The sequence below is a fragment of the Pseudomaricurvus albidus genome, from assembly GCF_018863235.1.
In the GTDB taxonomy this organism is placed as follows: Bacteria; Pseudomonadota; Gammaproteobacteria; order Pseudomonadales; family Cellvibrionaceae; genus Pseudomaricurvus; species Pseudomaricurvus albidus.
In genome coordinates, this window is the sequence record NZ_JAHKRS010000002.1 from 242,408 (window position 1) to 263,930 (window position 21,523).

20 protein-coding genes are annotated in these 21,523 nt (G+C 54.8%); 13 read left to right on the top strand and 7 right to left on the bottom strand.

Going from position 1 to position 21,523, the window contains the following annotated elements; genetic code table 11:
* Positions 1–55: 55 nt before the first annotated feature.
* From rsmA to KOI40_RS04485, 4 genes are all read right to left on the bottom strand, one after another.
* Entirely contained in the window at positions 56–889 is an 834-nt protein-coding gene (gene rsmA, locus KOI40_RS04470) for a 16S rRNA (adenine(1518)-N(6)/adenine(1519)-N(6))-dimethyltransferase RsmA (protein WP_216096263.1), read from the bottom strand.
* Positions 890–920: 31 nt separating this feature from the next.
* The gene (pdxA, locus tag KOI40_RS04475; RefSeq protein ID WP_216096264.1) at positions 921–1,907 is read right to left on the bottom strand and encodes a 4-hydroxythreonine-4-phosphate dehydrogenase PdxA; all 987 of its coding nucleotides are present in this window, start codon (positions 1,905–1,907) and stop codon (positions 921–923) included.
* 126 nt (positions 1,908–2,033) lie between these two features.
* Entirely contained in the window at positions 2,034–3,383 is a 1,350-nt protein-coding gene (locus KOI40_RS04480; protein ID WP_216096265.1) for a peptidylprolyl isomerase, read from the bottom strand.
* Positions 3,384–3,389: 6 nt separating this feature from the next.
* Complete coding sequence (locus tag KOI40_RS04485; RefSeq protein ID WP_216096266.1) at positions 3,390–6,116, bottom strand: LPS-assembly protein LptD; 2,727 nt, start codon at positions 6,114–6,116, stop codon at positions 3,390–3,392.
* 209 nt (positions 6,117–6,325) lie between these two features.
* Between KOI40_RS04485 and KOI40_RS04490 the strand changes: the two genes are divergently transcribed.
* From KOI40_RS04490 to KOI40_RS04515, 6 genes are all read left to right on the top strand, one after another.
* The gene (locus KOI40_RS04490) at positions 6,326–7,438 is read left to right on the top strand and encodes an aminoglycoside phosphotransferase family protein (protein ID WP_216096267.1); all 1,113 of its coding nucleotides are present in this window, start codon (positions 6,326–6,328) and stop codon (positions 7,436–7,438) included.
* An 81-nt stretch (positions 7,439–7,519) separates the two neighbouring features.
* Entirely contained in the window at positions 7,520–8,203 is a 684-nt protein-coding gene (gene murU, locus KOI40_RS04495) for an N-acetylmuramate alpha-1-phosphate uridylyltransferase MurU (RefSeq protein ID WP_216096268.1), read from the top strand.
* A 322-nt stretch (positions 8,204–8,525) separates the two neighbouring features.
* Complete coding sequence (rpe, locus tag KOI40_RS04500; protein WP_216096269.1) at positions 8,526–9,200, top strand: ribulose-phosphate 3-epimerase; 675 nt, start codon at positions 8,526–8,528, stop codon at positions 9,198–9,200.
* 26 nt (positions 9,201–9,226) lie between these two features.
* Positions 9,227–9,949 (top strand): phosphoglycolate phosphatase, encoded by a 723-nt coding sequence (locus KOI40_RS04505; RefSeq protein ID WP_216096270.1) that lies wholly within the window; start codon positions 9,227–9,229, stop codon positions 9,947–9,949.
* Positions 9,942–10,142, top strand: a complete 201-nt coding sequence (locus tag KOI40_RS04510; RefSeq protein ID WP_216096271.1) for a hypothetical protein — start codon at positions 9,942–9,944, stop codon at positions 10,140–10,142. Before KOI40_RS04505 ends, KOI40_RS04510 begins: the two co-directional genes overlap by 8 nt.
* Before the next feature lie 33 nt (positions 10,143–10,175).
* Positions 10,176–10,667, top strand: coding sequence for a hypothetical protein (locus tag KOI40_RS04515; RefSeq protein ID WP_216096272.1), 492 nt, complete (start codon positions 10,176–10,178; stop codon positions 10,665–10,667).
* Between the two features lie 9 nt (positions 10,668–10,676).
* On the opposite strand, the gene KOI40_RS04520 is transcribed toward KOI40_RS04515, so the two are convergent.
* Both KOI40_RS04520 and KOI40_RS04525 read right to left on the bottom strand, forming a co-directional pair.
* On the bottom strand, positions 10,677–11,171 hold the full coding sequence (locus KOI40_RS04520) for a CPCC family cysteine-rich protein (RefSeq protein WP_216096273.1): 495 nt from the start codon (positions 11,169–11,171) through the stop codon (positions 10,677–10,679).
* A gap of 12 nt (positions 11,172–11,183) precedes the next feature.
* Positions 11,184–11,729, bottom strand: coding sequence for a hypothetical protein (locus tag KOI40_RS04525; protein WP_216096274.1), 546 nt, complete (start codon positions 11,727–11,729; stop codon positions 11,184–11,186).
* A 458-nt stretch (positions 11,730–12,187) separates the two neighbouring features.
* Between KOI40_RS04525 and trpE the strand changes: the two genes are divergently transcribed.
* The 4 genes from trpE to trpC all read left to right on the top strand — a co-directional run bounded on the left by trpE (position 12,188) and on the right by trpC (position 16,199).
* Entirely contained in the window at positions 12,188–13,666 is a 1,479-nt protein-coding gene (trpE, locus tag KOI40_RS04530) for an anthranilate synthase component I (RefSeq protein WP_216096275.1), read from the top strand.
* Positions 13,667–13,679: 13 nt separating this feature from the next.
* Positions 13,680–14,258 (top strand): aminodeoxychorismate/anthranilate synthase component II, encoded by a 579-nt coding sequence (locus KOI40_RS04535; RefSeq protein WP_216096276.1) that lies wholly within the window; start codon positions 13,680–13,682, stop codon positions 14,256–14,258.
* A gap of 5 nt (positions 14,259–14,263) precedes the next feature.
* On the top strand, positions 14,264–15,304 hold the full coding sequence (gene trpD / locus KOI40_RS04540) for an anthranilate phosphoribosyltransferase (protein WP_216096277.1): 1,041 nt from the start codon (positions 14,264–14,266) through the stop codon (positions 15,302–15,304).
* Positions 15,305–15,401: 97 nt separating this feature from the next.
* Positions 15,402–16,199, top strand: a complete 798-nt coding sequence (gene trpC / locus KOI40_RS04545) for an indole-3-glycerol phosphate synthase TrpC (RefSeq protein ID WP_216096278.1) — start codon at positions 15,402–15,404, stop codon at positions 16,197–16,199.
* An 87-nt stretch (positions 16,200–16,286) separates the two neighbouring features.
* Here the strand turns inward: trpC and crp are convergent, their stop codons facing one another.
* A complete protein-coding gene (gene crp, locus KOI40_RS04550) occupies positions 16,287–16,922 on the bottom strand; it encodes a cAMP-activated global transcriptional regulator CRP (RefSeq protein WP_216096279.1) in 636 nt (211 codons plus the stop codon).
* Between the two features lie 525 nt (positions 16,923–17,447).
* Here crp and KOI40_RS04555 point away from each other — a divergent pair.
* The 3 genes from KOI40_RS04555 to kynU all read left to right on the top strand — a co-directional run bounded on the left by KOI40_RS04555 (position 17,448) and on the right by kynU (position 21,494).
* The gene (locus KOI40_RS04555; RefSeq protein WP_216096280.1) at positions 17,448–17,873 is read left to right on the top strand and encodes an OsmC family protein; all 426 of its coding nucleotides are present in this window, start codon (positions 17,448–17,450) and stop codon (positions 17,871–17,873) included.
* Between the two features lie 312 nt (positions 17,874–18,185).
* A complete protein-coding gene (locus KOI40_RS04560; RefSeq protein ID WP_216096281.1) occupies positions 18,186–19,976 on the top strand; it encodes an LVIVD repeat-containing protein in 1,791 nt (596 codons plus the stop codon).
* Between the two features lie 264 nt (positions 19,977–20,240).
* Positions 20,241–21,494, top strand: a complete 1,254-nt coding sequence (gene kynU, locus KOI40_RS04565) for a kynureninase (RefSeq protein WP_233710009.1) — start codon at positions 20,241–20,243, stop codon at positions 21,492–21,494.
* Positions 21,495–21,523: the final 29 nt, after the last annotated feature.

A 21,523-nucleotide genomic window follows, 5' to 3' on the forward strand; every position in this document is an offset into this window, starting at 1 on the left:
TCGTTCCTGCGGGTTAAGTGCAGGTGTCTGAAAGCCGGGAATTATGTCGTATTTTTCAGCTCGCATCTAATGCGTCGGCCAGCTTGTCGCTCAGAGCAACATATTCTTCCAGGGTGATATTTTCAGGCCGCACACTGGTGTCGATGTTCAGTGATTCGATGGCGTCCACCGGCAGCAGTTGCTTGAGCGAGTTGCGCAGGGTCTTGCGGCGTTGCTGGAACGCGGTGTTTACCAGTCTCGACAGCAGTTTCACATCTTTTGCCGGGTGTGGCAGTTGTGTGTGAGGTGTCAGGCGAACAATGGCCGAGTCCACCTTGGGGCGTGGATTAAAACACTCTGGTGGTACATCGAACAGATTTTCCACCTTGCAGTAATACTGCACCATCACGCCGAGGCGACCATAGGCTTTTTCTCCCGGTTGGGCTGCCATGCGATCCACCACTTCTTTTTGCAGCATAAAGTGCATGTCTTTCACGTCTGCCTGATAGCTCAACAGGTGGAAGATCAGCGGTGTGGAAATGTTGTAAGGCAGGTTGCCGACAATGCGCAGGGGACCTTTGCTTTCGCCCTGGGCATCTTGCAGCAGGGTGGCGAAGTCGAATTTCAGGGCATCCGTCTGGTGGATGCGGAAGTCCGGGTAACTGGCAATAAACTGGGACAGCAAAATCGGAATCAGGTCGCGATCGAGTTCCACCACGTTGAGTGTGGGACACGAGGCGAGCAGTTGTTCGGTGATGGCGCCTTTGCCGGGACCAATTTCCACAAGATTATCCTCAGCTTTGGGGCTGATGGATTTGACGATACGACGGATGATGTTGTCGTCTTCGAGAAAGTTCTGGCCGAAGCGCTTGCGGGCGCGATGCTCCGTTCCGGGTTTTGATTTGCTCATCGGTATTGTGTGTGCTCAGTAAAGTGTGACATCAGTGTTGTGAGGCGATGGCCATGGCGCGGGCGTATTCCAACGCGGTGAGTAAACTGCCCAGGTCAGCCTTGCCCTGGCCAGCAATATCCAGAGCGGTACCGTGATCCACAGAGGTGCGGATGATGGGGAGCCCCAGAGTAATGTTGACAGCCTGGCCGAAGCCCTTGAATTTTAACACTGGCAAGCCCTGATCGTGGTACATGGCCAGCACCGCATCGGCGTTATCCAGAACTTTGGGGGTGAACAGGGTGTCGGCGGGCAGGGGGCCGATCAGTTCCATACCCTGTTGGCGCAGCTGTTCCAGAGTGGGCTCAATGACGTCTATTTCCTCGCGTCCCATATGGCCGCCTTCGCCGGCGTGAGGGTTGAGGCCGCAAACCAATATCTTGGGGTGCGGGATGCCAAAGTGCTGTTGCAGGTCGTGGTGCAGTATCCGCAGAACCTGGGTCAGGCTTTCTGGCGTGATGGCCGCCGGCACATCTTTCAACGGCAGGTGGGTGGTGGCCAGAGCGACTCTCAAGCCCTCTGTGGCCAGCATCATGACGACCTTGTCGGTGTGGGTGCGCTCGGCCAGAAACTCAGTGTGGCCACTGAACGCAATGCCGGCTTCATTGATGACGCCCTTGTGCACCGGAGCGGTGATGTAGGCATCGAAAGTGCCATCCAGACAGCCGTCAATGGCCTGGCGCAGGCTGTCGAGCACGTAGGGAGCGTTGGCGGGATTGAGTTGTCCTGCCTGACACGGGGCTGCCAGCGGCAGCTCTTTTACGCATAACTCGCCCTTGGCCAGAGGCTGGGGCGGCTGGCTGGCATCAAATGGCCGCAGAGTCAGTGGCAGGCCCAGTTGAGAGGCTCGCTCAAGCAGCAGTTGTGGATCGGCGATAACCACCACTTCGTCGGCGCAACCCTGTTGAGCCAGAGCGATGGTGAGATCGGGGCCGATGCCAGCGGGTTCTCCGGGCGTAAGAGCTAGGCGCAAGGTCATAATCGGGCCTGAAACAAGTGTGCCGGGGTTCCCCGGCGGATGGAAAAGGACAGCTTACGTGATTGATGCCGTGTGCGATAGGCGTTCGCACACGGCGGGCGTGGTCAGATTCCTTGATTCAGGGAATCAGTTACTTTCCGTATCGGATTCGGGCTGCCCTTTGATCTCAACATAGGCCTTGTCGCGAATTTCGCGCAGCCAGTTGATGCGTTCTTCTTCAAAGCGCTGATTGCGCAGCAGTTGCATGGCCTGATTCATGCGAACGGTTTCGCTCATGTCTTGCTGGCGGCGTTCCTCCACCTGAAGAATGTGCCAGCCAAACTGGCTGCGGAAGGGCTCGCTGATGTCGCCAATGGAGGTTTCATCGATGGTGCGCTCAAACTCGGGGACGAACTTCCCGGGCAGTGACCAGCCCAGGTCGCCACCGCTGAGCATGGAGCCCACATCTTCTGAGTGTTTGCGAGCCATTTCACCAAAGTCAGCCCCGTTCAGAATCTGCTGGCGAATGTCTGTCAGCTTCTGTCTGGCCTGCTCGTCGGTCAGGATGGCGGAAGGCTTGATCAGGATGTGGCGAACCTTGGACTGTTCAATTACCTGCTCCTTGGGGCCGCGCTTGTCATACAGCTTCAGAATGTGAAAGCCGGCGCCACTGCGCAAAGGTTGGGTGACATCACCAATTTGCAGGTCGACAATATTCTCGGCAAACAGGTCGGGCAGTTGTGCGGATTTTCTCCAGCCCAGATCGCCGCCTTTGAGAGCGTTTTGTCCCTGTGACTCGGCCACCGCCAGCTGGCGGAAATCGGCACCGTTTTTCAACTGCTGATAAATGGCGTTGGCTTTATCCTCTGAGGCCTTGAGGGCGTCGTTGTCCGCGGCGGTGGGAAGCCCGATCATGATGTGTCCCAGATTGTAATCGGGAGACGACCAGAAGCGGCCCTGTTTCGACTTGAGGAAGTTTTTCACTTCCTGCTCCGACACCTTGATGCGACGATTGACGCTGCCGCGCTGAACCTGCTCGATGATAATGTCGCGGCGAATCTGTTCGCGCAAATCGTTCAGGCTGATCCCGTCCTGGGCCAGTTTTTGCTCAAACTCTGCCTGACTGAGGTTGTTTGCCTGACGCATGCGGTTGATGGTTTCATCGACCTGGCGGTCGCTGACTTCAACGCCGGCGCGTCGCCCCATCTGCAGTTCGAGGGACTCGGTGATCAGCTGCTCAAGAATCTGCCCGCGGAGAATCTCCATCGGTGGCAGCTGGGTGTTGTTGGCGCGCAACTGGGAAACCACCATGCTCATGCGCTGGTTCAGCTCGCTGGCCATGACCACATCGTCGTCGACCACGGCAACCACTTCGTCCAATGGTACGGTTTGCGCCATGCTGAAGCTGCTGCAGGTCAGGGCGGCGCCCAAAGCCAGCAGCTTGAGGCCGGTTTTGACGTTGCGTAAGGTCCCGGTTTTCAAATTATTTAATGTCATAGTCACTTATCTGAAGTTTTGTTCGCGTTCTTCGTAGCCGTAAATGCCGTCATTGAGAATGCCACTGACTTTACTGCCAATGCTACCCAGGCCCTTAAGCTGGAATTCCAGGAAAATACCCTGATCCTCTTCCATATCGAGGCTTTGAATGTCGTCGAAGAGTTCGTTGTCGACCCAGCGGCGGGCAATCAGGCGCACGCGATAACAGCAATCGTTATATTCGACGCCAAAGAGCGACTCGAGTTCACGACTGTTGGTAAAATCGTAATTGTGGCGTCCTACCGCACTCCAGTTGCCAAACAGAGGCCACGAGAAAGAAACGTCGCCTTGCTCGATGGTGCGCTGGATTTCATCGGTGAGATCCCCGTCGCCATCCAGATCGTCAGGGTCGCTGGACAGGGGATCCTGGCGGGTGTAGCGATAGCTCAGATTCAACAGGCGGAAATCGTCGTCCTGGTAGCGCAGACTGGCGCTGCCGCGGTTGACCTTGTCGTTCTGTTTGGCGTCCCAGGTAATGTCCGAGCGGAAGCGCCAGTAATCGCCCAGCTGGGCGGTCATTTGGGCGGCGAACTCGGAATCAGAGCGCTGGTTGTCTTCGTCGTTCAGTGAGTCTTCCAGGGTATCGGTGATGGTGATGCCGCGATCTTCGAAATAGAAAATCTGACCCAGACTGGCGCTGAAACGCTCGATACCCCTTTCCGGATCAATAAAGCGCGAGGTCAGACCGACAGACAGGCGATTGTCATCGTCAATACGGTCGCCGCCGGAGAAGCGCGAGTCGCGGAACAGCTGGTTGTAGCTGAACGTCAGGTCGCCGGTATCGAAGTCCACATCCCGGTTGCCGGAGATATTGATCAGCTCGTCCTGATCTTCCTGCTCACTGTAGAAATAGAACAAACGTGGCTCAAAAGTCTGCAGGTAGCGATTGCCGACCAGGGAGCCCTCCCGTTCAAAGAACAGACCGGTATCCAGACTGAACTGAGGTACGGCGAAATTCGGGGCGTCGTCGGCATCGGCGTTCAGGTATTCGTCATCCAGCTGATAACCCAGGGCTTTAACGGCGGCGCCAGGTTTGAAAAAGCCCCAGATCCAGTTTTTGTCCCAGGTCAGGCTGTAGTCCAGGCGGGCCCGCTGGCCGGTGATCACGGCGCGGTCGTCTTTTTCCGGGTGATCGAAATCAACGTATTCGTTGTTCAGCTCAACCACCCAGTCACCCAGCCGGTAGTTGCCGTTAACGTTGATGCGCGGCAGCTGTTTGTACTGTTTTTGTGAGGTGGTGGAGAGGGTTTCAAATTCTTCCGCGCGAATCTGATAGAGCCAGTTGTCGCTGCGGTAGCCCAGCTCACCCAGCTTTCTCAGGTGGGTAGCGCTGTTGACCTGCAGGCTGGCGTTGTCCATATCGCGGAAATAGTCCACGTCGCTGACGGTGGTGTAGTCAATGCGTGAGAACCAGCGTGCGCGCATACCGCCCACCTGATCCACATTGAACAGCCAGCGGTCCTCGTCGCGATAGGGGAAGGCTTCCTCTTCAGTGAGGATGCCATCGTCCACCAGATCCTGACGATCCTGATCGTCACCACCCTCATCGTTGGCCAGATACGCGCCACTGACGGTGGTTTTGAAATTTTCCGACAGGTGGCGGAATTCCGCCTCCAGCATTTCACCGCGATCGCTGATGTAGCGTGGGGTGAGCGTCATGTCGTAATTGGGGGCCAGATTAAAATAATAGGGCACCGCCAGATCAACGCCGCCGCCATCCGAGGAACTGATCGACGGGAACAGGAAGCCGGACTGGCGATCGGGCCCAGCCGGGAAGCGAATGTAGGGGGTATAGAATACCGGCACACCCTTGATGTTCAGGCGCACATGCTTGCCGACGCCCTGCTGGGTGTTGGGATTGATGGTGATTTCGCTGCCTTTCAGGTACCAGGTATTGCTCTCCGGTTCGCAGCGGGTGAAGGTGCCGCTGTCCAGCGTGACCACTTTATCCCTGGCGATGGAAATCGACTGGGAATCACCGCGGGCTTGCGCCTCATGCACCAGATAGCTGGCGTTGGCAACGTTGGCTTCGTTGGTGTCGAGGTTCATTTCAGCGCGGGAGCCGGTTACCAGCAGTCCCGGTTCACGGATTCTGACGTTGCCTTCCAGTTCGGCGGTGTTGTCAGTCTGATTCAGCGTGGCCTTGTCGGATTGTACCTGGCGATAGCCCTGGGTCAGGTTGACGTCACCGGTGAGTACGGCGGTGGTTTCCTGCACCCATTCGGAACTGTCGGCAGTGGCTCGCAATGGAGCCTTGTCCGGGTCGAGTTGGGCATCGTCATCGGTACGCACAGGCTCGATGTAACTGCCGCAGCAGCCGGGGGCCATGGCCGCGCGTTGCTCTTCGGTCATCTGCTCTTGGTCAATCCAGTCCACCTGCGCGGCGGGCAGATGGCGGGGCTTGGCGGCGGCTGTTTTAGGGTCTGTTACTGTTGCGCCTGTCGCAGCCACCGTGGCGGCTCTTGATGCGTGAACGGGTCGCTTGTAGGCAGGGCCCGGTGCGGCCTGCTCCTGACACTCCCAACCCTGACCGCTGCTGTCGGCACGACAATGCCATTCAAAGTGGCTTTCCGCAGCGTGAATTGGAGTGATTGGCTGGCTGGCTAGAACGCCGAGGGCCAGTAACCAGGGAGACTGTGACGGTGTTAGGGCGCGCTGTATATGCTGCCGTAACAGCGATTTCCGTAAGGCCATTATTGGGACAATCCTGTGTGTCTTATGTGCTTTTAGTTTGCTTTTAGCTTTCTTTTGGGAAAATAAGAGGCCGATTCTACTTGGGATATGGTCATTAGGCTACTGCCCTGACGATTTCACCAAATAGGCGAAAAGCCTTACCAAAGGTAGTTGGGGTTCGGGTAGAATCGAAAAATCAATGGATTCTGTGTGGGGTTTGAGTGGTCAGTATGGCAGATGAAAAGCTGGAACAAGGTCTATTGGCCTGGAGTGTGGAGCAATTGGCGGGCAAATCGTGGTCGCTGCCGGCGACCCCGAATTTACAACCGTTGAACGGCGATGCGGGGTTTCGTCGCTATTATCGGCTCAACAGCGAGCCCTCTCTGCTGGCGGTATATGCCCCGGTTGAGCATGAAGACAGCAAGACGTTTGTCGCCATTGCCCGCTACCTGAGGAGTCAGGGGATTCAGGCACCGGAGGTGGTGGCTGAGGACTTCGATCGCGGTTATTTGCTGGTAGAAGATTTTGGCGACCAGTTGTTCAGTGATCAGCTGATGCTCGATGACGGCAGTGCCAATGGCCTTTACAGCCAGGCGATGACCACCCTGTTGCGCCTGCAGCTGTGTCCGGTGATGACCATCCCTGCAGCTGACGGCGAGTCCATGCTGACGTTGCCGAACTACGATCAGTCGCGCCTGCGGGAAGAGATGTCCCTGTTTCATGAGTGGTTTTTACCTCAGCTTTTGGGTTATTCACTCAGTGACGATGAACGGATGCTGCTCGATGCGGTCTATTTACAGCTGGAAGGTGCGGCCTTGCAGCAGCCCCAGGTCTGGGTGCATCGCGATTATCACAGCCGTAACCTGATTTATCGTGAGGGGCAGCCGCCGGGCGTGATCGATTTTCAGGATGCCGTGCGTGGTCCCATTACTTACGATCTTGTGTCGTTGTTGCGCGATTGCTATCTGCGCTGGCCGCCAGAGCAGGTGCGTCAGTGGGCGCTGGCTTATGGCGATATGGCGGTCGAAAGTGGTTTGATGGCGCCGGTGACCCAAAACGGGTTTATGCGCTGGTTCGACTGGATGGGGTTGCAGCGTCATCTCAAGGTGCTGGGCATTTTCTCTCGTCTGTACCTTCGCGATGGCAAGGCCGGGTATCTGCAGGATATTCCTCTGGTCATCCGTTACACGCTGGAGGTGGCCAGCAGCTACCCTGAGTTTGCGGACTTTACCTACTGGTTCCGGGAAAAGATTCTGCCGCTGTGCGAGCAGCAGGACTGGTATGAGGACTTTCAGATCGCCGGTGAGCGGCCGTTGGACGAATTGGCTGGCCAGTTGAGCTGAGGTCAGCCTGGGCCGGAATATTCTCAGGGCCAGCTCACTGACAGCAACAACTAATCCAATGGGTTTAAGGAACGTGGTGTTATGAAGGCAATGATTCTCGCGGCGGGTTTGGGTAAACGCATGCGACCGCTGACCGATACGCTTCCCAAGCCGTTGCTGCCGGTAGGGGGCAAACCCCTGATGATGTATCACATTGAGCGCCTGAAAGATCTGGGTGTGCGTGAATTCATCATCAATACCGCTTATCTGGGCGAAAAGATCGAAGAGCTGCTGGGAGACGGCTTTGACCTGGGTGTCTCGATTGAGTATTCACGGGAAGCTGAGCCGCTGGAAACCGGCGGTGCACTGTTGCAGGCTTTGCCTTTGCTGGGTGAGGATCCTTTCCTGCTGGTCAACGGTGATGTCTGGACCGATTACCCGTTTGAGCGCCTGCTGGATTTTCAGTTGCCGCCAGAGTGTCTGGGACATCTGGTGCTGGTGCCCAATCCCCGACATAACCGTCGGGGTGATTTCGCTCTCCACGAGGGTTTCTTGCTGCACAATACCGAGGTAGATCAAGGGTTTACCTTCAGTGGCATCAGCTTGCTGCGCCCGCAGTTGATCGGCTCTTATTCCGAGCGGCGTCAGATGTTTCCCTTGCGTGAGGCCTTTGCCGAGGGGATCGCGCTCAACCAGCTCAGCGGTGAGCTCTATGAGGGGGAGTGGTGGGATATCGGCACTCCGGAGCGGTTGCAGGCGCTGGATGAAAAACTGACGGCAGGGTAAGCGCGCCGCCAGCTCTTGGACATTCTTCTTTTCTTTCCAATTTTCTGGCTTTTGGGGTCGTCCTGGCCGGGCTTGTGTTTCTGCGGTTTCCAAATGTCAGTGGGCGTTGCGGGAAACTTTCAGTACAATGCGCGCCATCTCATTCGGTGGCTCTCGGTTGCGAATCGGTGGCTCTCGTTTGCGAATCGGTGACTTGGCGGTTTCCTTTTCCCGAAAGTCGTCGATACTTATTTACCGAGCGTTGTTGATGCCCGTCGACCTCTGGTGTCGGTATCAACTCCATCGCGATCAATTTATCCAAACATCAGTCACAGGTGCCCTCATGCAACAGGAATTTAAAATCGCTCCCTCCATTTTGGCGGCGGACTTTGCCAAACTCGGTGAAGAGGTTGAAGCGGTACTGGCCGCTGGGGCCGATATTGTTCACTTTGATGTGATGGATAATCACTATGTTCCCAATCTGACCATTGGTCCGATGGTGTGTAAGGCGCTGCGCAAGTACGGCATTACTGCTCCCATCGATGTGCATTTGATGGTCGAGCCGGTGGATGACATGATTGCGCAGTTTGCCGATGCCGGCGCCAGCATTATCACCTTCCACCCGGAGGCCTCCCGCCACGTGGATCGCTCGATCCAGCTGATCAAGCAGGCGGGTTGTGAAGCGGGTCTGGTACTGAATCCCGCGACCCCGCTGGAAACGGTCAAACACGTGCTGCCACAGCTGGATATGCTGCTGTTGATGTCCGTAAACCCGGGTTTTGGTGGTCAGAAGTTCATTCCTTACACCCTCGACAAACTGCGCGAAGCCCGTGCAGCCATTGATGCGCTGGATCTGCCGATTCGTCTGGAGATCGATGGTGGTGTGACTGCGGACAATATTCGTGAGATTGCCATGGCGGGTGCTGATACCTTCGTTGCCGGTTCCGCGATCTTTGGTAAAGACGACTATGCGGCTGCAGTCGCGGCAATGCGAGCCGAGTTGGCCCAAGCGCTGTAGTTCATATGGTTAAAAACAAAGTCACTATGACTGGACACAATTTCCCGGATTGCTTCGGTGGTCGACTTCCGGAACTGGTGATGTTTGATCTGGATGGTACGCTGGTGGACAGTGTGCCGGATCTGACCGCTGCTGTGGATGCCATGCTGGTGGAGCAGCACTGTCCGGCAGCTGGCGAAGAGAAAGTCCGTCTTTGGGTGGGCAATGGCGCTGCCATTCTGGTGCGCCGGGCTCTGGCGGATACCGATGGCATTGCCGAAGACGCAGTCGATGAGGGGCTTCATAAAGCGTCCCACAAACGTTTTCTACACCATTATGGTCGTCTCAGTGGGCACTATTCCAAGCTCTATCCCGGCGTCAAACAAGCCCTACAGTTGCTGGCGGATGCAGGTGTCCCCATGGCGCTGGTGACCAACAAGCCCGGCCAGTTTGTCCCGCACCTGCTCACGGATCTGGGGATCAACGAGTATTTTGATCAATGGCTCGGCGGAGATTCCCTTCCGCAGAAAAAGCCCGACCCAGCTCCTTTGCTGCATTTGCTGAAAAAACAGAAGGCCGATCCCGCTCGCTCGCTGATGGTGGGTGATTCCCGCAGTGATATGCTGGCGGGCAAAGCGGCTGGCGTTCCGACGCTGGGCGTCACCTACGGTTATAACCACGGTAAATCCATTGCGGAGGAGACGCCGGACTGGGTTGCTGATAATCTGGCGGATATCTTCGCAGAGTGGATGCGCCGTACCGATGGCTGACAGCTCATTAAGACGTATTACCACGACAGCGATTAAGTCATCCGATCTTGTTCTGTCACCGGGTCAGAGTTGTGGCCTGAGTTTCGAAATCAGATGGCAAATCTCTGCGGACGGCGAAGGAACACTGTACTTCGCCGTGGACAAACGCACCGGTGAAGAGCTGGAAATACTCATGCAGCAGCCGAGGCGTTAGTAGGTTCAGATCCGTCACAAAAAGGAGAGGGTAATGCAAGGATTGAAAGGGTTATGTCTGCTGCTGGCGCTGCCGATTTTTCTGTCGGAGGCATCTGAACAAGCTCCTTCAGACTCTTATGATTTCTCCGACTATCCCTCTCAAGTCTCCTCTATGACTCTGAGCCAAATTGATCTCAACAGTCACCCTTCCGCCAGCAATTTCAGAACCCGCTTCAAGGCGCTGCAGGGCCGCCCGGCCAATTTTGCCGGCCATTACATTTTGGTGTACTGGGGGTGTGGCAGTGGCTGCCAGATGTTCTCCATTGTGGATGTCGAGACGGGGCAGATCTTTATGGATGACGACTGGTCTTCGTCGATGGGCGTTTGTGTTCGCGCCGACAGCAGTTTGTTGATCGTCAATCCGGGTGTCTCAGAACCTGCGCGCATGCAAAGCACCTATTACCACTGGGACGGAGAGCAATTGGTTTTGCTGCGAGAGGGATCGCTACCCGAGGTGGAAGCCGGCTGTGATGGCTCCGTCTAGCTTGAATCTTTATTTGTTCAGACGAGCGGCATAGGCCTCTTTCAGGCTTTTCTCGGTTTCTTTGCTCAATGAGCGTTCCACGGTGATAGCCCGCTTCCAGAGAGCAGGGTATTCAGAGGGCGCAGCGTCCAGTAGCTGATCGTAAAGCCCCATCAAGTCCTGCTTTAATGCCCTTCTTTGTTCAGGGTCTGATCCGGTAAACGCAATATGGTCTGGTGGGTACATCACACCATAGCGGGCGAAGTTCTCCCGCGCATCGGATAAGGTATAAGCTCCATTCGCACCGCCAATGTATTGATGATCGTCTGGGTAATGTAAATCATCTTCCCCTTCGTCTTCCCAGTCGCACAATCGGCAGATCTCGTGTCGGGATCGCTCTTTCAGAGTGGGGTAGCCACAGCATGGACAGGTCACTCGAGTGATACTGATCTGGTGTTTCACCCGGACGCTCACATTTTGGCAGATGTTCTCAAAGAGCTGTCGTTTGTCGTTGAGTTCTGACATGAGTGATTCCGGTTAGAGCTCGAAGTAGGCTTCGGGTGGGGCAATTGGAGTTGCCGTCATCAGCTTGCCGTGTTCAAAGGTCAATACCAGATACTGCGCGGTCTGAGGCGGATCCTGGTTTACCACAGTTTCAAAAGACCATTCCGGCTCGTAAGAGGTCTGAGGGGGCTCATCTCCGTTTGCCACCGTGATTGTGCCGGTGTAGTCCAGCTTCAGGTCGACGTCGTGATAATCCCAGTAGCCCATGCTGCCTTTTTGAGCTTTTACACCGTTCAGCAGTGGTAACGGCGGAGAGCCGGCCACCAGCATAGACAGTGGATTGTCGGGATCTTCTTTGGGTGGCGGGCCACGTCTGGGGGTGTGAGCCACGGTCAGATAGTTCAGGTACAGATGGTCATTGCGGACTTCAAAGAGGCAGACATAGCCTGCCCAGTTGCTGGAGCAGATGTCTTCGGGCTCTATGCCGTGGTCCCAGGGCGAGAATATGCCGGGTTCGGCGCACATAATGGCATAGCCCTCGCCATCATAGTGGAGGCCGTTGGGGGTTTGGTCTGTCACATCGAATCCTTGGCTTGTCTGGCAGGTTGCCTTGTCTAAATGTGGCTAATGGCCTCGATTATGGCGAATTTTGCAGTTTTCGTACACTGATGATGCCGCAGGACGGTTTATGTCCATGATGGGGGAGTGCGTCAACCGCCAATACCGGTCGAGACTGGAGACAGAGTCTGTACAGGACGCGGGTCAGGGGCTAAACTAGCGCCTGTTTTTTACTCGACTTTCTAACAGGATCGTCTGTGAAGGGCCCTGAGCCTCACAGACAGCGCAGACTTAGGTGTTTTCGTGAACAAACCACCCTCAGTTACCACAACCCTCCACTGGGGACGATGGCGTCCGTAGTTCATCTGTGGGCTCGTGCGCGAGTTCCCGCCCCGGCTTGTGGCTGATGGCCAGTCACTGAACAGCCAACCGTTGAAAAACAGACCCGATTTGTGACCGATTACCCGTAAGGACTGACCATGTCTCCCGAGCAATTCCGTGAGTTGGCCAAGCAAGGCTATAACTTTATTCCGCTGGTGCGCGAAGTGCTGGCCGATCTTGAAACCCCGTTATCCACTTACCTGAAACTGGCTGATGGAGCCTATTCCTATCTGCTGGAATCGGTGCAGGGCGGCGAAAAGTGGGGGCGCTACTCAATCATTGGCTTGCCTGCCCGCACGGTATTGAGGGTCGATGGCCACACCGCCACCATTCTGGTCGATGGCGTCGAAACCGAGCGCCACGAGTGCGAAGACCCTCTGGCGTTCGTGGAGGAGTTTAAAGGCCGTTATCGGATTCCTGACATTCCCAATCTGCCGCGCTTTAATGGCGGGCTGGTGGGTTACTTCGGGTACGACTGTGTGCGCTATGTGGAGCCGCGACTGGCCAAGAGCGTTAACCCGGATATGCTGGGCACGCCTGACATTCTGCTGATGGTCTCCGAAGAGGTCGTGGTGTTTGATAACCTGGCCGGCAAGCTGCACGCCGTCGTCCTGGCCGACCCAGCACAGGGTGATGCCTTTGAAGTGGCCAATGCCCGTCTGGATCAATTGCTGGCCAACCTGCGTCAACCGCTCTCGCCGCGCAAACTGCTGGACCTGACCGCCCCGGTTGAAATGGATCTGGATTATCGCGCGAGCTTTACCCGCGAAGACTATGAAGCCGCCGTGGATTCGGTGAAAGAATACATTCTGGCTGGCGACTGCATGCAGGTGGTGCCCTCCCAGCGTATGAGTGTCGATTTCAAGGCTGAGCCCATCGATCTCTATCGGGCTCTGCGCAGTCAGAACCCCACGCCCTATATGTACATGTTCAATTTTGGTGATTTCCATGTGGTGGGCAGTTCGCCGGAAGTGCTGGTGAGGCTGGAAGACGGTGAGGTGACGGTTCGTCCTATTGCCGGCACCCGTCCCCGTGGCGCAACCGAGGAAGAGGATCTGGCGCTGGAGAAAGATCTGCTGTCCGACGCCAAAGAGATTGCCGAGCACCTGATGCTGATCGATCTGGGCCGCAACGATGTCGGTCGGGTGGCGGAAATTGGCAAGGTGCAGGTCACTGAAGAAATGGTCATCGAGCGCTATTCTAACGTGATGCACATTGTCTCCAACGTACAGGGACACCTGAAACCTGAACTCAATGCCATGGATGCCCTGCGTGCGATTTTGCCGGCGGGTACTTTATCCGGTGCGCCCAAGATTCGCGCCATGGAAATTATCGACGAACTGGAGCCGGTGAAGCGCGGCGTCTACGGCGGTGCTGTAGGTTACTGGGCGTGGAACGGCAATATGGACACAGCCATTGCGATCCGTACAGCTGTGATCAAGGACGGTGAACTGCACGTCCAGGCCGGTGGCGGCATTGTGGCCGACTCCGTACCCGCATTGGAGTGGGAAGAAACCATCAACAAACGCCGCGCCATGTTCAGAGCCATTGCTCTGGCTGAACAGTCTGCCCAGTAAAGGAAACGCCCACATGATTTTGATGATTGATAACTACGATTCCTTTACCTACAACGTGGTGCAGTATCTCGGTGAGCTGAATGCCGATGTGAAAGTCGTGCGCAACGACGAGCTGACCATTGCCGATATCGAGGCCATGGCTCCGGAGAAAATTGTGGTGTCTCCAGGCCCCTGTACGCCTAACGAAGCCGGTATTTCGGTCGCTGCTATTGAAACCTTTGCCGGACGCATCCCGTTGTTGGGTATTTGTCTGGGTCACCAGAGCATCGGCCAGGCCTTCGGTGGCAAGGTGGTGCGAGCCCGCGAAGTGATGCACGGCAAAACGTCTCCCATTTATCACGCCGATAAAGGCGTGTTCCGCGGTTTGACCAACCCTTACCGAGCCACCCGCTACCACTCGCTGGTGATCGAAAAAGAGAGTCTGCCGGACTGTCTGGAAATCACCGCCTGGACTCAAACCGAGGACGGCGAAATTGATGAGATCATGGGGGTGCGTCACAAGACACTGGATGTGGAAGGAGTGCAGTTTCACCCGGAATCCATCCTTACCGAACACGGCCACGATCTGCTGCGCAACTTTTTGGAGGGTTAAACAATATGGACATCAAGGAAGCTCTCGGAAAGCTGATTGAACGTCAGGATCTGACCCAGGAAGAAATGACTCAGGTCATGCGTCAGGTCATGACTGGCAATGCCACTGACGCACAGATCGGTGCGCTGCTGGTGGCGCTGCGGATGAAAAGCGAAAGCATTGATGAGATCACCGGTGCCGCGATTGTTATGCGTGAGTTGGCCACCAAGGTGGATCTTGGCTGTGATCACCTGATCGATCTGGTGGGCACCGGCGGCGATGGCGCCAATCTGTTTAACGTCTCCACGGCGGCCACCTTTGTCGCGGCGGCTGCCGGTGCGAAAGTGGCCAAGCATGGCAACCGCTCGGTTTCCAGCTCCACCGGCAGTGCCGACTTACTGGAAGCAGCGGGTGTGCAGCTGGATATCACTCCCGAGCAGGTTGCTGCCTGTGTCAATGCCTTGGGGGTGGGCTTTATGTTTGCGCCTTCCCACCACAGCGCCATGAAGCACGCCATTGGCCCGCGTAAGGAAATCGGTCAGCGCACGCTGTTTAACATTCTCGGCCCGTTGACCAATCCGGCAGGCGTCAAACGTCAGGTGATCGGTGTATTTAACGGCGCACTTTGCAAGCCACTGGCCGAGGTTATGGGGCGTTTGGGCAGTGAACATGTTCTGGTCGTGCATGCCGACGATGGTCTGGATGAGATCAGTCTGGCGACGGCGACCACGGTTGCCGAGCTGAAAGACGGCAAGGTCGAGGTGTATCGCATTCAGCCGGAAGATTTTGGCATCGAGTCCCAGTCACTGGTTGGCCTGACTGTGGAAAGTGCCGACGAGTCGCTGGCACTGATTCAGGATGCACTGGGTAAACGCAGTGACAAGCGGGCACAAAAAGCCGCTGACATTATTGCGTTGAATGCCGGTGCAGCGATCTATGTGAGCGGTATCGCTGAGAGCCTGAAAGAAGGCATCAGCATGGCGGAAGATGCCATCGGCAGTGGTCTTGCCAAAGAGAAAATGGCGGAGCTGGCGGCCTTTACCCGGTATCAAAAAGACAATGCCTAGTCCTTTCGGCAGTCGTTGTTCTTTATAAATTCGGTTTGAATTCTTTCAAACATCAAAAAGAAAAGAAGAGGCCGGCACATCTGTGTTCGGTAAATGTATGAGCAAGATCCCCACAGTTTTAGAAAAAATCATCGTACGTAAGCGCGAAGAGATCATTGAGCGGCAGCAGACGCGCTCCCTTGAGGAGCTTAAGCGGTTGGCGTCAGAGCAGGCGCCGGCGCGTGGTTTTGTTCGCTCTATCGAAAACAAGATCAATGCCGGTCAGGCGGCTGTGATTGCTGAGATCAAAAAGGCGTCGCCGAGCAAGGGCGTGATTCGCGAAGATTTCTATCCGGCGGAGATTGCCATCAGCTACGAAAAGGGCGGTGCGGCCTGCTTGTCTGTACTCACCGACGTGGATTTTTTTCAGGGGGCCGACTGCTATCTGCAAGAAGCGCGTAGCGCCTCTTCACTGCCGGTGATTCGCAAGGATTTTATTGTCGATGAATATCAGGTCTACGAAGCTCGCGCCATTGGTGCTGACTGCATTCTGCTGATTGTCGCGGTACTGGAATTTGAGCAGATGGAGCGCCTCAATACCCTGGCTCACGAATTGGGCATGGATGTGCTGGTGGAAGTGCATAACGCCGAGGAACTGGAGCTGGCACTCAAGCTGCCAAACAAGCTGATTGGGATTAACAACCGCAATCTGCATACGTTTGAAGTGTCCCTGGACCACACTTTTGCGTTGCTTGGCAGTATCGGCGAAGACCGTATCGTCGTGACTGAGTCGGGTATCCTGACCATCGATGATGTGATGGCCATGCGCGGTCACAACGTGAATGCGTTTCTGGTGGGAGAAACCTTTATGCGCTCCGACGATCCGGGCGTGAAGTTGCTGGAGATGTTTAATTGATTGGTTGAATTTTCGACCCATCAAGAACAACTCACAAAAAAGCCGGCAGAGAGCCGGCTTTTTTGTGTCTGGTGTTTTGTGCTCGGGTCAGCGGGTGCCGAACACCACCATGGTTTTACCTTTCACCGACACCAGTCCCTGATCCTCCAGGGTTTTCAGTACCCGGCCGACCATCTCGCGGGAACAGCCCACAATGCGTCCGATCTCCTGACGGGTAATTTTAATCTGCATGCCATCCGGATGGGTCATGGCATCCGGCTCTTTACACAGGTCCAGCAGTGTCCGGGCAACGCGACCGGTCACATCCAGAAAGGCCAGGTCGCCCACCTTGCGGGTGGTGTTGCGCAGACGGCGGGCCATCTGGGTGCCCAGCGCGAACAGGAATTCGGGATGCTTGGCACCCAGCTCCTGGAACTTGCCGTAGCTGATTTCGGCCACTTCACATTCGGTTTTGGCGCGTACCCAGGCACTGCGCGAATCCTGCTCGTCAAACAGACCCATTTCCCCGAAGAAGTCACCATCGTTGAGGTAGGCAACGATCATCTCGCGGCCTTCATCGTCTTCAATAATGACGGTGACGGAGCCCTTGATGATGTAATAGAGGGAGTCGCTCTTGTCCCCCGCGTAGATCAGCGTGCTTTTGGCTGGATAGCGACGGCGGTGGCAATGACTTAAAAATTCGTCCACATTATCGATGTGGGGAGTTAATGAAACAGCAACCAATTGAATGTCCTCATAGTCTTGCAAAAGGAGGGGGGTAGTAGGCAGGCCTGCCTGTCTAGCGTTGGCAGGTGCTTTAATTTGTCGTGCGAAACAACCCGGTGGCACGCAAAAAACCGGTATTTGACGCCCGATTCCCAGCCCCTTTTTTTAGTGTAAAGCTGATTATGGCTATAATCGTCAACTCTGGCCAGCGATGTCTACAGATCTTCACCGTCTTTGTGAACGAGTTATCTTATAACTCGTTGATAAGTGACGGGCGACAAACTGTAGATATGCGTGACTGAATTTGCGGGATCAGATCCCGGATCCCTGTCCAGATTTTGAGTCCTGGTTCGGACTTCATCGGACCCCAGATAGTTCCTTTGTCTTGCCAATTGTGTGAAGCCGCACCAGCGGGGAGTTTGTGGTACTCTTGCGTCCCCGTTTTCTGGCGCGAACAGCAGGGCTTGTCTGGCCAGTTATGACTCAAATTATTTTAGAAAGTTTGCTGAATGGTCCAAAAGGCCAAAATGAGAGGAAAAGTTCATGAAGGCAACGGTTAAATGGGTAGATGGCGCAATGTTCCTGGGTGAATCAGGCAGCGGCCACTCGGTTGTCATGGATGGTCCGGAGGACCACGGCGGTCGCAATATGGGCGTGCGACCCATGGAAATGCTGCTGTTGGGCATGGGGGGCTGTGCGACCTTTGATGTGATGAGTATCCTTAAGAAGACGCGTCAGAAGGTGCAGGATTGTCGTGTGGAGCTGGATGCAGAGCGTGCGGACGGTGTACCTTCTCCCTTTACCAGGATCAAAATGAACTTCATCGTCACCGGTACCGACCTCAAAGAGGCGCAGGTAAAGCGAGCGGTTGAGTTGTCTGCGACCAAATACTGCTCGGCTTCCATTATGATGGAGGCGGCCGGTGTTGAAGTCAGTCACGGCTACGAGATTGTAGAGGCCGAGGTTTAATTTTAAATTCCATTTCATCAGGAGCGGCACGATTACCTGAGTGCCGCTCTGCCAGTGATTGTTTCACACCAAACTTTATCTGCTTCATCATCAGGATTCGGCTTTTTCAGGTCCTGATAACCTTTGCCCGCGCTGAAACTTCCAGCGGTACAAATCTTTAGGTATATGCTTTTTGTTATATCTTTGCTGGCTTAAATTATTTTTAAGCTATGGCTGCCTCTCATAGAATCGGGGCATGTGCTTGGTTCGACCTGTGAGTGTCAGTCAGGCGGAAAGTCATAAGCGTTGAAAGCGATGATAGAGAGGATCGATATGACGAAAACGAAACGGGTAACAACAGCCCTGCCGGTGGCTGGCAAGTTGGCAGCAGCGGTTGGCCTTTCCATTCTGTTAGGGGCTTGCTCTGCGACCAATCAGCAGGAGTCACACGGCCAGGCTGATGATCATGGGCAGCAGGCAGTCAGTATCCAGGATAAATGGGTGGCCCGAGCGGACAGCTTAAGTCCTGATCTGACACCGCCAGATCCCAAACCGGGCAGCTATGGCCTGAACCAGGAAACCGGCGAGTTTACTCATCCGGTTGCTACCCGGGATTCTCATGACCCCAAGCCTTTTGATGGCATTCTGGATTATTGGGATACCAATCAGTACATCAAAAACATGAAGGTTGAAGCCTATTACCCGATCACGGTCGAACCTTTCCATACCTGGCAAAACATAGTTGATTTCGATGGTCGCCGTTACCTCTATCAATACGTTCGCCAGGATTTGAAAATTTTTGATATTACCAATCCCAAAGATGTGCAGTTGCTGTTGACCCGAGGCCATACATGGGGTGCTAACGGGCCTGATGAGGTTGCGCAAAACCCCATGGCCGATGATGAAATGTTCGGTGCCGCCTCGATTCAGTGGAATAAAGAGCTGGGCAAGTACATCATGGTGCAAGCCTACGAAGTACGTCGCTTTGGGTTGTTGAAAAACAAACGCACCCAGCCGGACAAGGTGGAAGCAATTCGCAAGGCCCCTCATCTTAAAGGCTTTAAGGTGTATGAAATGAACGGTCCGCTGCCGAAGGACTGGAAGTTACTGGCTGAGCGTACCACCGATTACAAACACCCGAATGCGCCAATAGGAGAGCAGCAAGGGTCGGGTGTCCGCGATATTCCAGCTTACTTTGGTGGGGATACCATGTTTGTCGCGGCCGCTCCGGATGCCAGTTATGCACTGACAGAGTACCCCAATGATCTCTATTCTGCAGGTTACCAATCCTGGGATATGTCGGATCCTTCAAACCCCAAATTTCTCGATCAGTTGACGGTGCCTGGACAGGTGGCTTTTGACCCGGAGAGTGAGGCTGCTTTCAAGGCCAATCCACGCGCGGGTAATCGCACTTCCTGGATGGGTGCGCGCATGTCCTTGTTTATCCCGACGCCGGTCGAGGAGGGTGGCCAGTACGGTTATGCAGCCATGGGTGGATTGGGGTTTTATGTGGTGGATATTTCCGATCCGGCCAACATGAAAGTTGTGAGTCACTTGAATTTCGAGCCCAGTGTGGCCGGTACAGAGGGTGATTTTATTGATGTGTCACAAGTTGAGAAGACCGGCATTGTCTATTTCAGTGGCTATCCACTGAATGAGGATTGCTGGGAACCCTACAAAGACGTTCACATGATTGATGTGAGCAACCCCGAGAAGCCCTTTAAAGTTGGTGTGCTGCCGCGCCCCAAACCTCCAGCCGATGCCGCTTTCAGCGATTTCTGCCAGCGTCGGGGCAGCTTTGGTCCCAAGCGCACCGGGTATTACACCCAGCCGGGAACCCCCCGTGACGGCATCCTGCCCTTCAACTTCTACAATGCCGGTCTGCAGGTATTTGATGTCAGTGATGTTAACAACCCGGAAATCGTCGCGTATTTTGTGCCGCCGTTTAACACCGAACGGGTAGCCAGTTATGCTCGTGGCAATCTGTCTCACAGCGTGTATGTCGAATACGATCGCAATATCTTCTGGTTGTTCACGAATCATGGTTTTTATGCGTTATCGAGTCCGGTTCTGGGAGAGCCTAGCTTTAATGCGCCGGAAAAACCCTGGCCTTCGCGAGACTGAGGGCAGTACCTCTCACATATGAGTTGTGCTGCATTCGAATGAGTCTCAATGCTCTAGCCCGCCTTCAGTAATGAAGGCGGGCTTTTTAATGGGGCATGTGATTGCGTGATGTTTTTTGTAGTCTTAATCTCTCTTGTTATATTTATTTTGTTATATCTTGTTCTGATAATATTATTTTCCTACCCCTCAGTGCTGCCTTAACATCCTCGTAAAGTCAGGCTGTAATGCCGTGAGTAACCGGCTCAATCAATGTGTGGAATATTTATGACTCAATTAACACGACAAGACTGTGAGCGCCTGGATCAGGATGACCCTCTGGCCGCGTTCCGCCAGGAGTTCGACCTGCCCGAGAACACCATTTACCTGAACGGAAATTCTCTGGGAGCCATGCCGAAAAAAGCCCTGGATCAGGCTCGTCAGACGGTAATCAATGAGTGGGGCAAGGACCTCATCAAAAGCTGGAACGTACACGACTGGTTCAGCATGCCGCAACGCCTGGGAGATCGTCTGGCGCCACTGATCGGAGCGGAGGCCGGTGAGGTGGTAGTGACAGACTCGACAGGCATTAATCTGTTCAAGGTGCTGTCAGCAGCATTGACGGTCCAGCAAAAGGCTTGTCCGGATCGAAAAAAAATCGTCATGGAAGGCAGCAATTTCCCCACGGATAATTACACCGCTCAGGGATTGATCAAGCTGCTGGGTGACCAGCACGAGATTGTGTTTGCCGAAGGTGAAGACATTTTGCAGTCCATTGACGACAGTGTAGCGGTAGTTTGCCTGACGCATGTGCATTACAAGAGTGGACGCATCCTCGATATGGAAGCCATCACGGAAAGAACGCAGGCTTGCGGTGCTCTGTCTATCTGGGATTTGTGCCACAGTGCTGGCGCCATGCCAGTTGACCTAAACGGTTGCAATGCGGATTTTGCCGTGGGTTGTACCTACAAATACCTTAATGGTGGCCCGGGAAGTCCGGCGTTTATTTTTACGGCCAAGCGTCATCAGGGTAAAGCCCTGCAGCCGTTGACCGGTTGGTGGGGGCATGCAGCGCCTTTTGCATTTGAGCGAGATTACACTCCGGCGGACAATATCAGCCAAATGCTCAGTGGTACCCAACCTATTGTGAGTCTGGCAATGACAGAGGTGGGGCTGGATATTTCTGCCCGTGCAGACTTGAACTTGGTGCGTCAAAAATCGCAGAGGTTAGGGGATCTCTTTATTCGTTTGTTGAATGAGCGTTGTGCGGAATATCAATTTCGTGTGGTGAGTCCTGCCGATAATGAGCTGCGTGGCAGTCAGGTGGCCATTGCTCACGAACAGGGTTACGCCATTATGCAGGCGATGATAGCCCGAGGTGTGATTGGTGATTTTCGTGCGCCGGATACACTGCGGGTTGGTTTTTCTGCGTTGTACGTCAGTTACGCCGATGTTTACGATGCAGTTGAAACCCTGCGTGACATTATGAAAAACAGTATCTGGCAACAACCAGAATACAATCGTCGCCATGCGGTTACCTGATCGGACTGCTTGATCGGACTGCTTAGTCG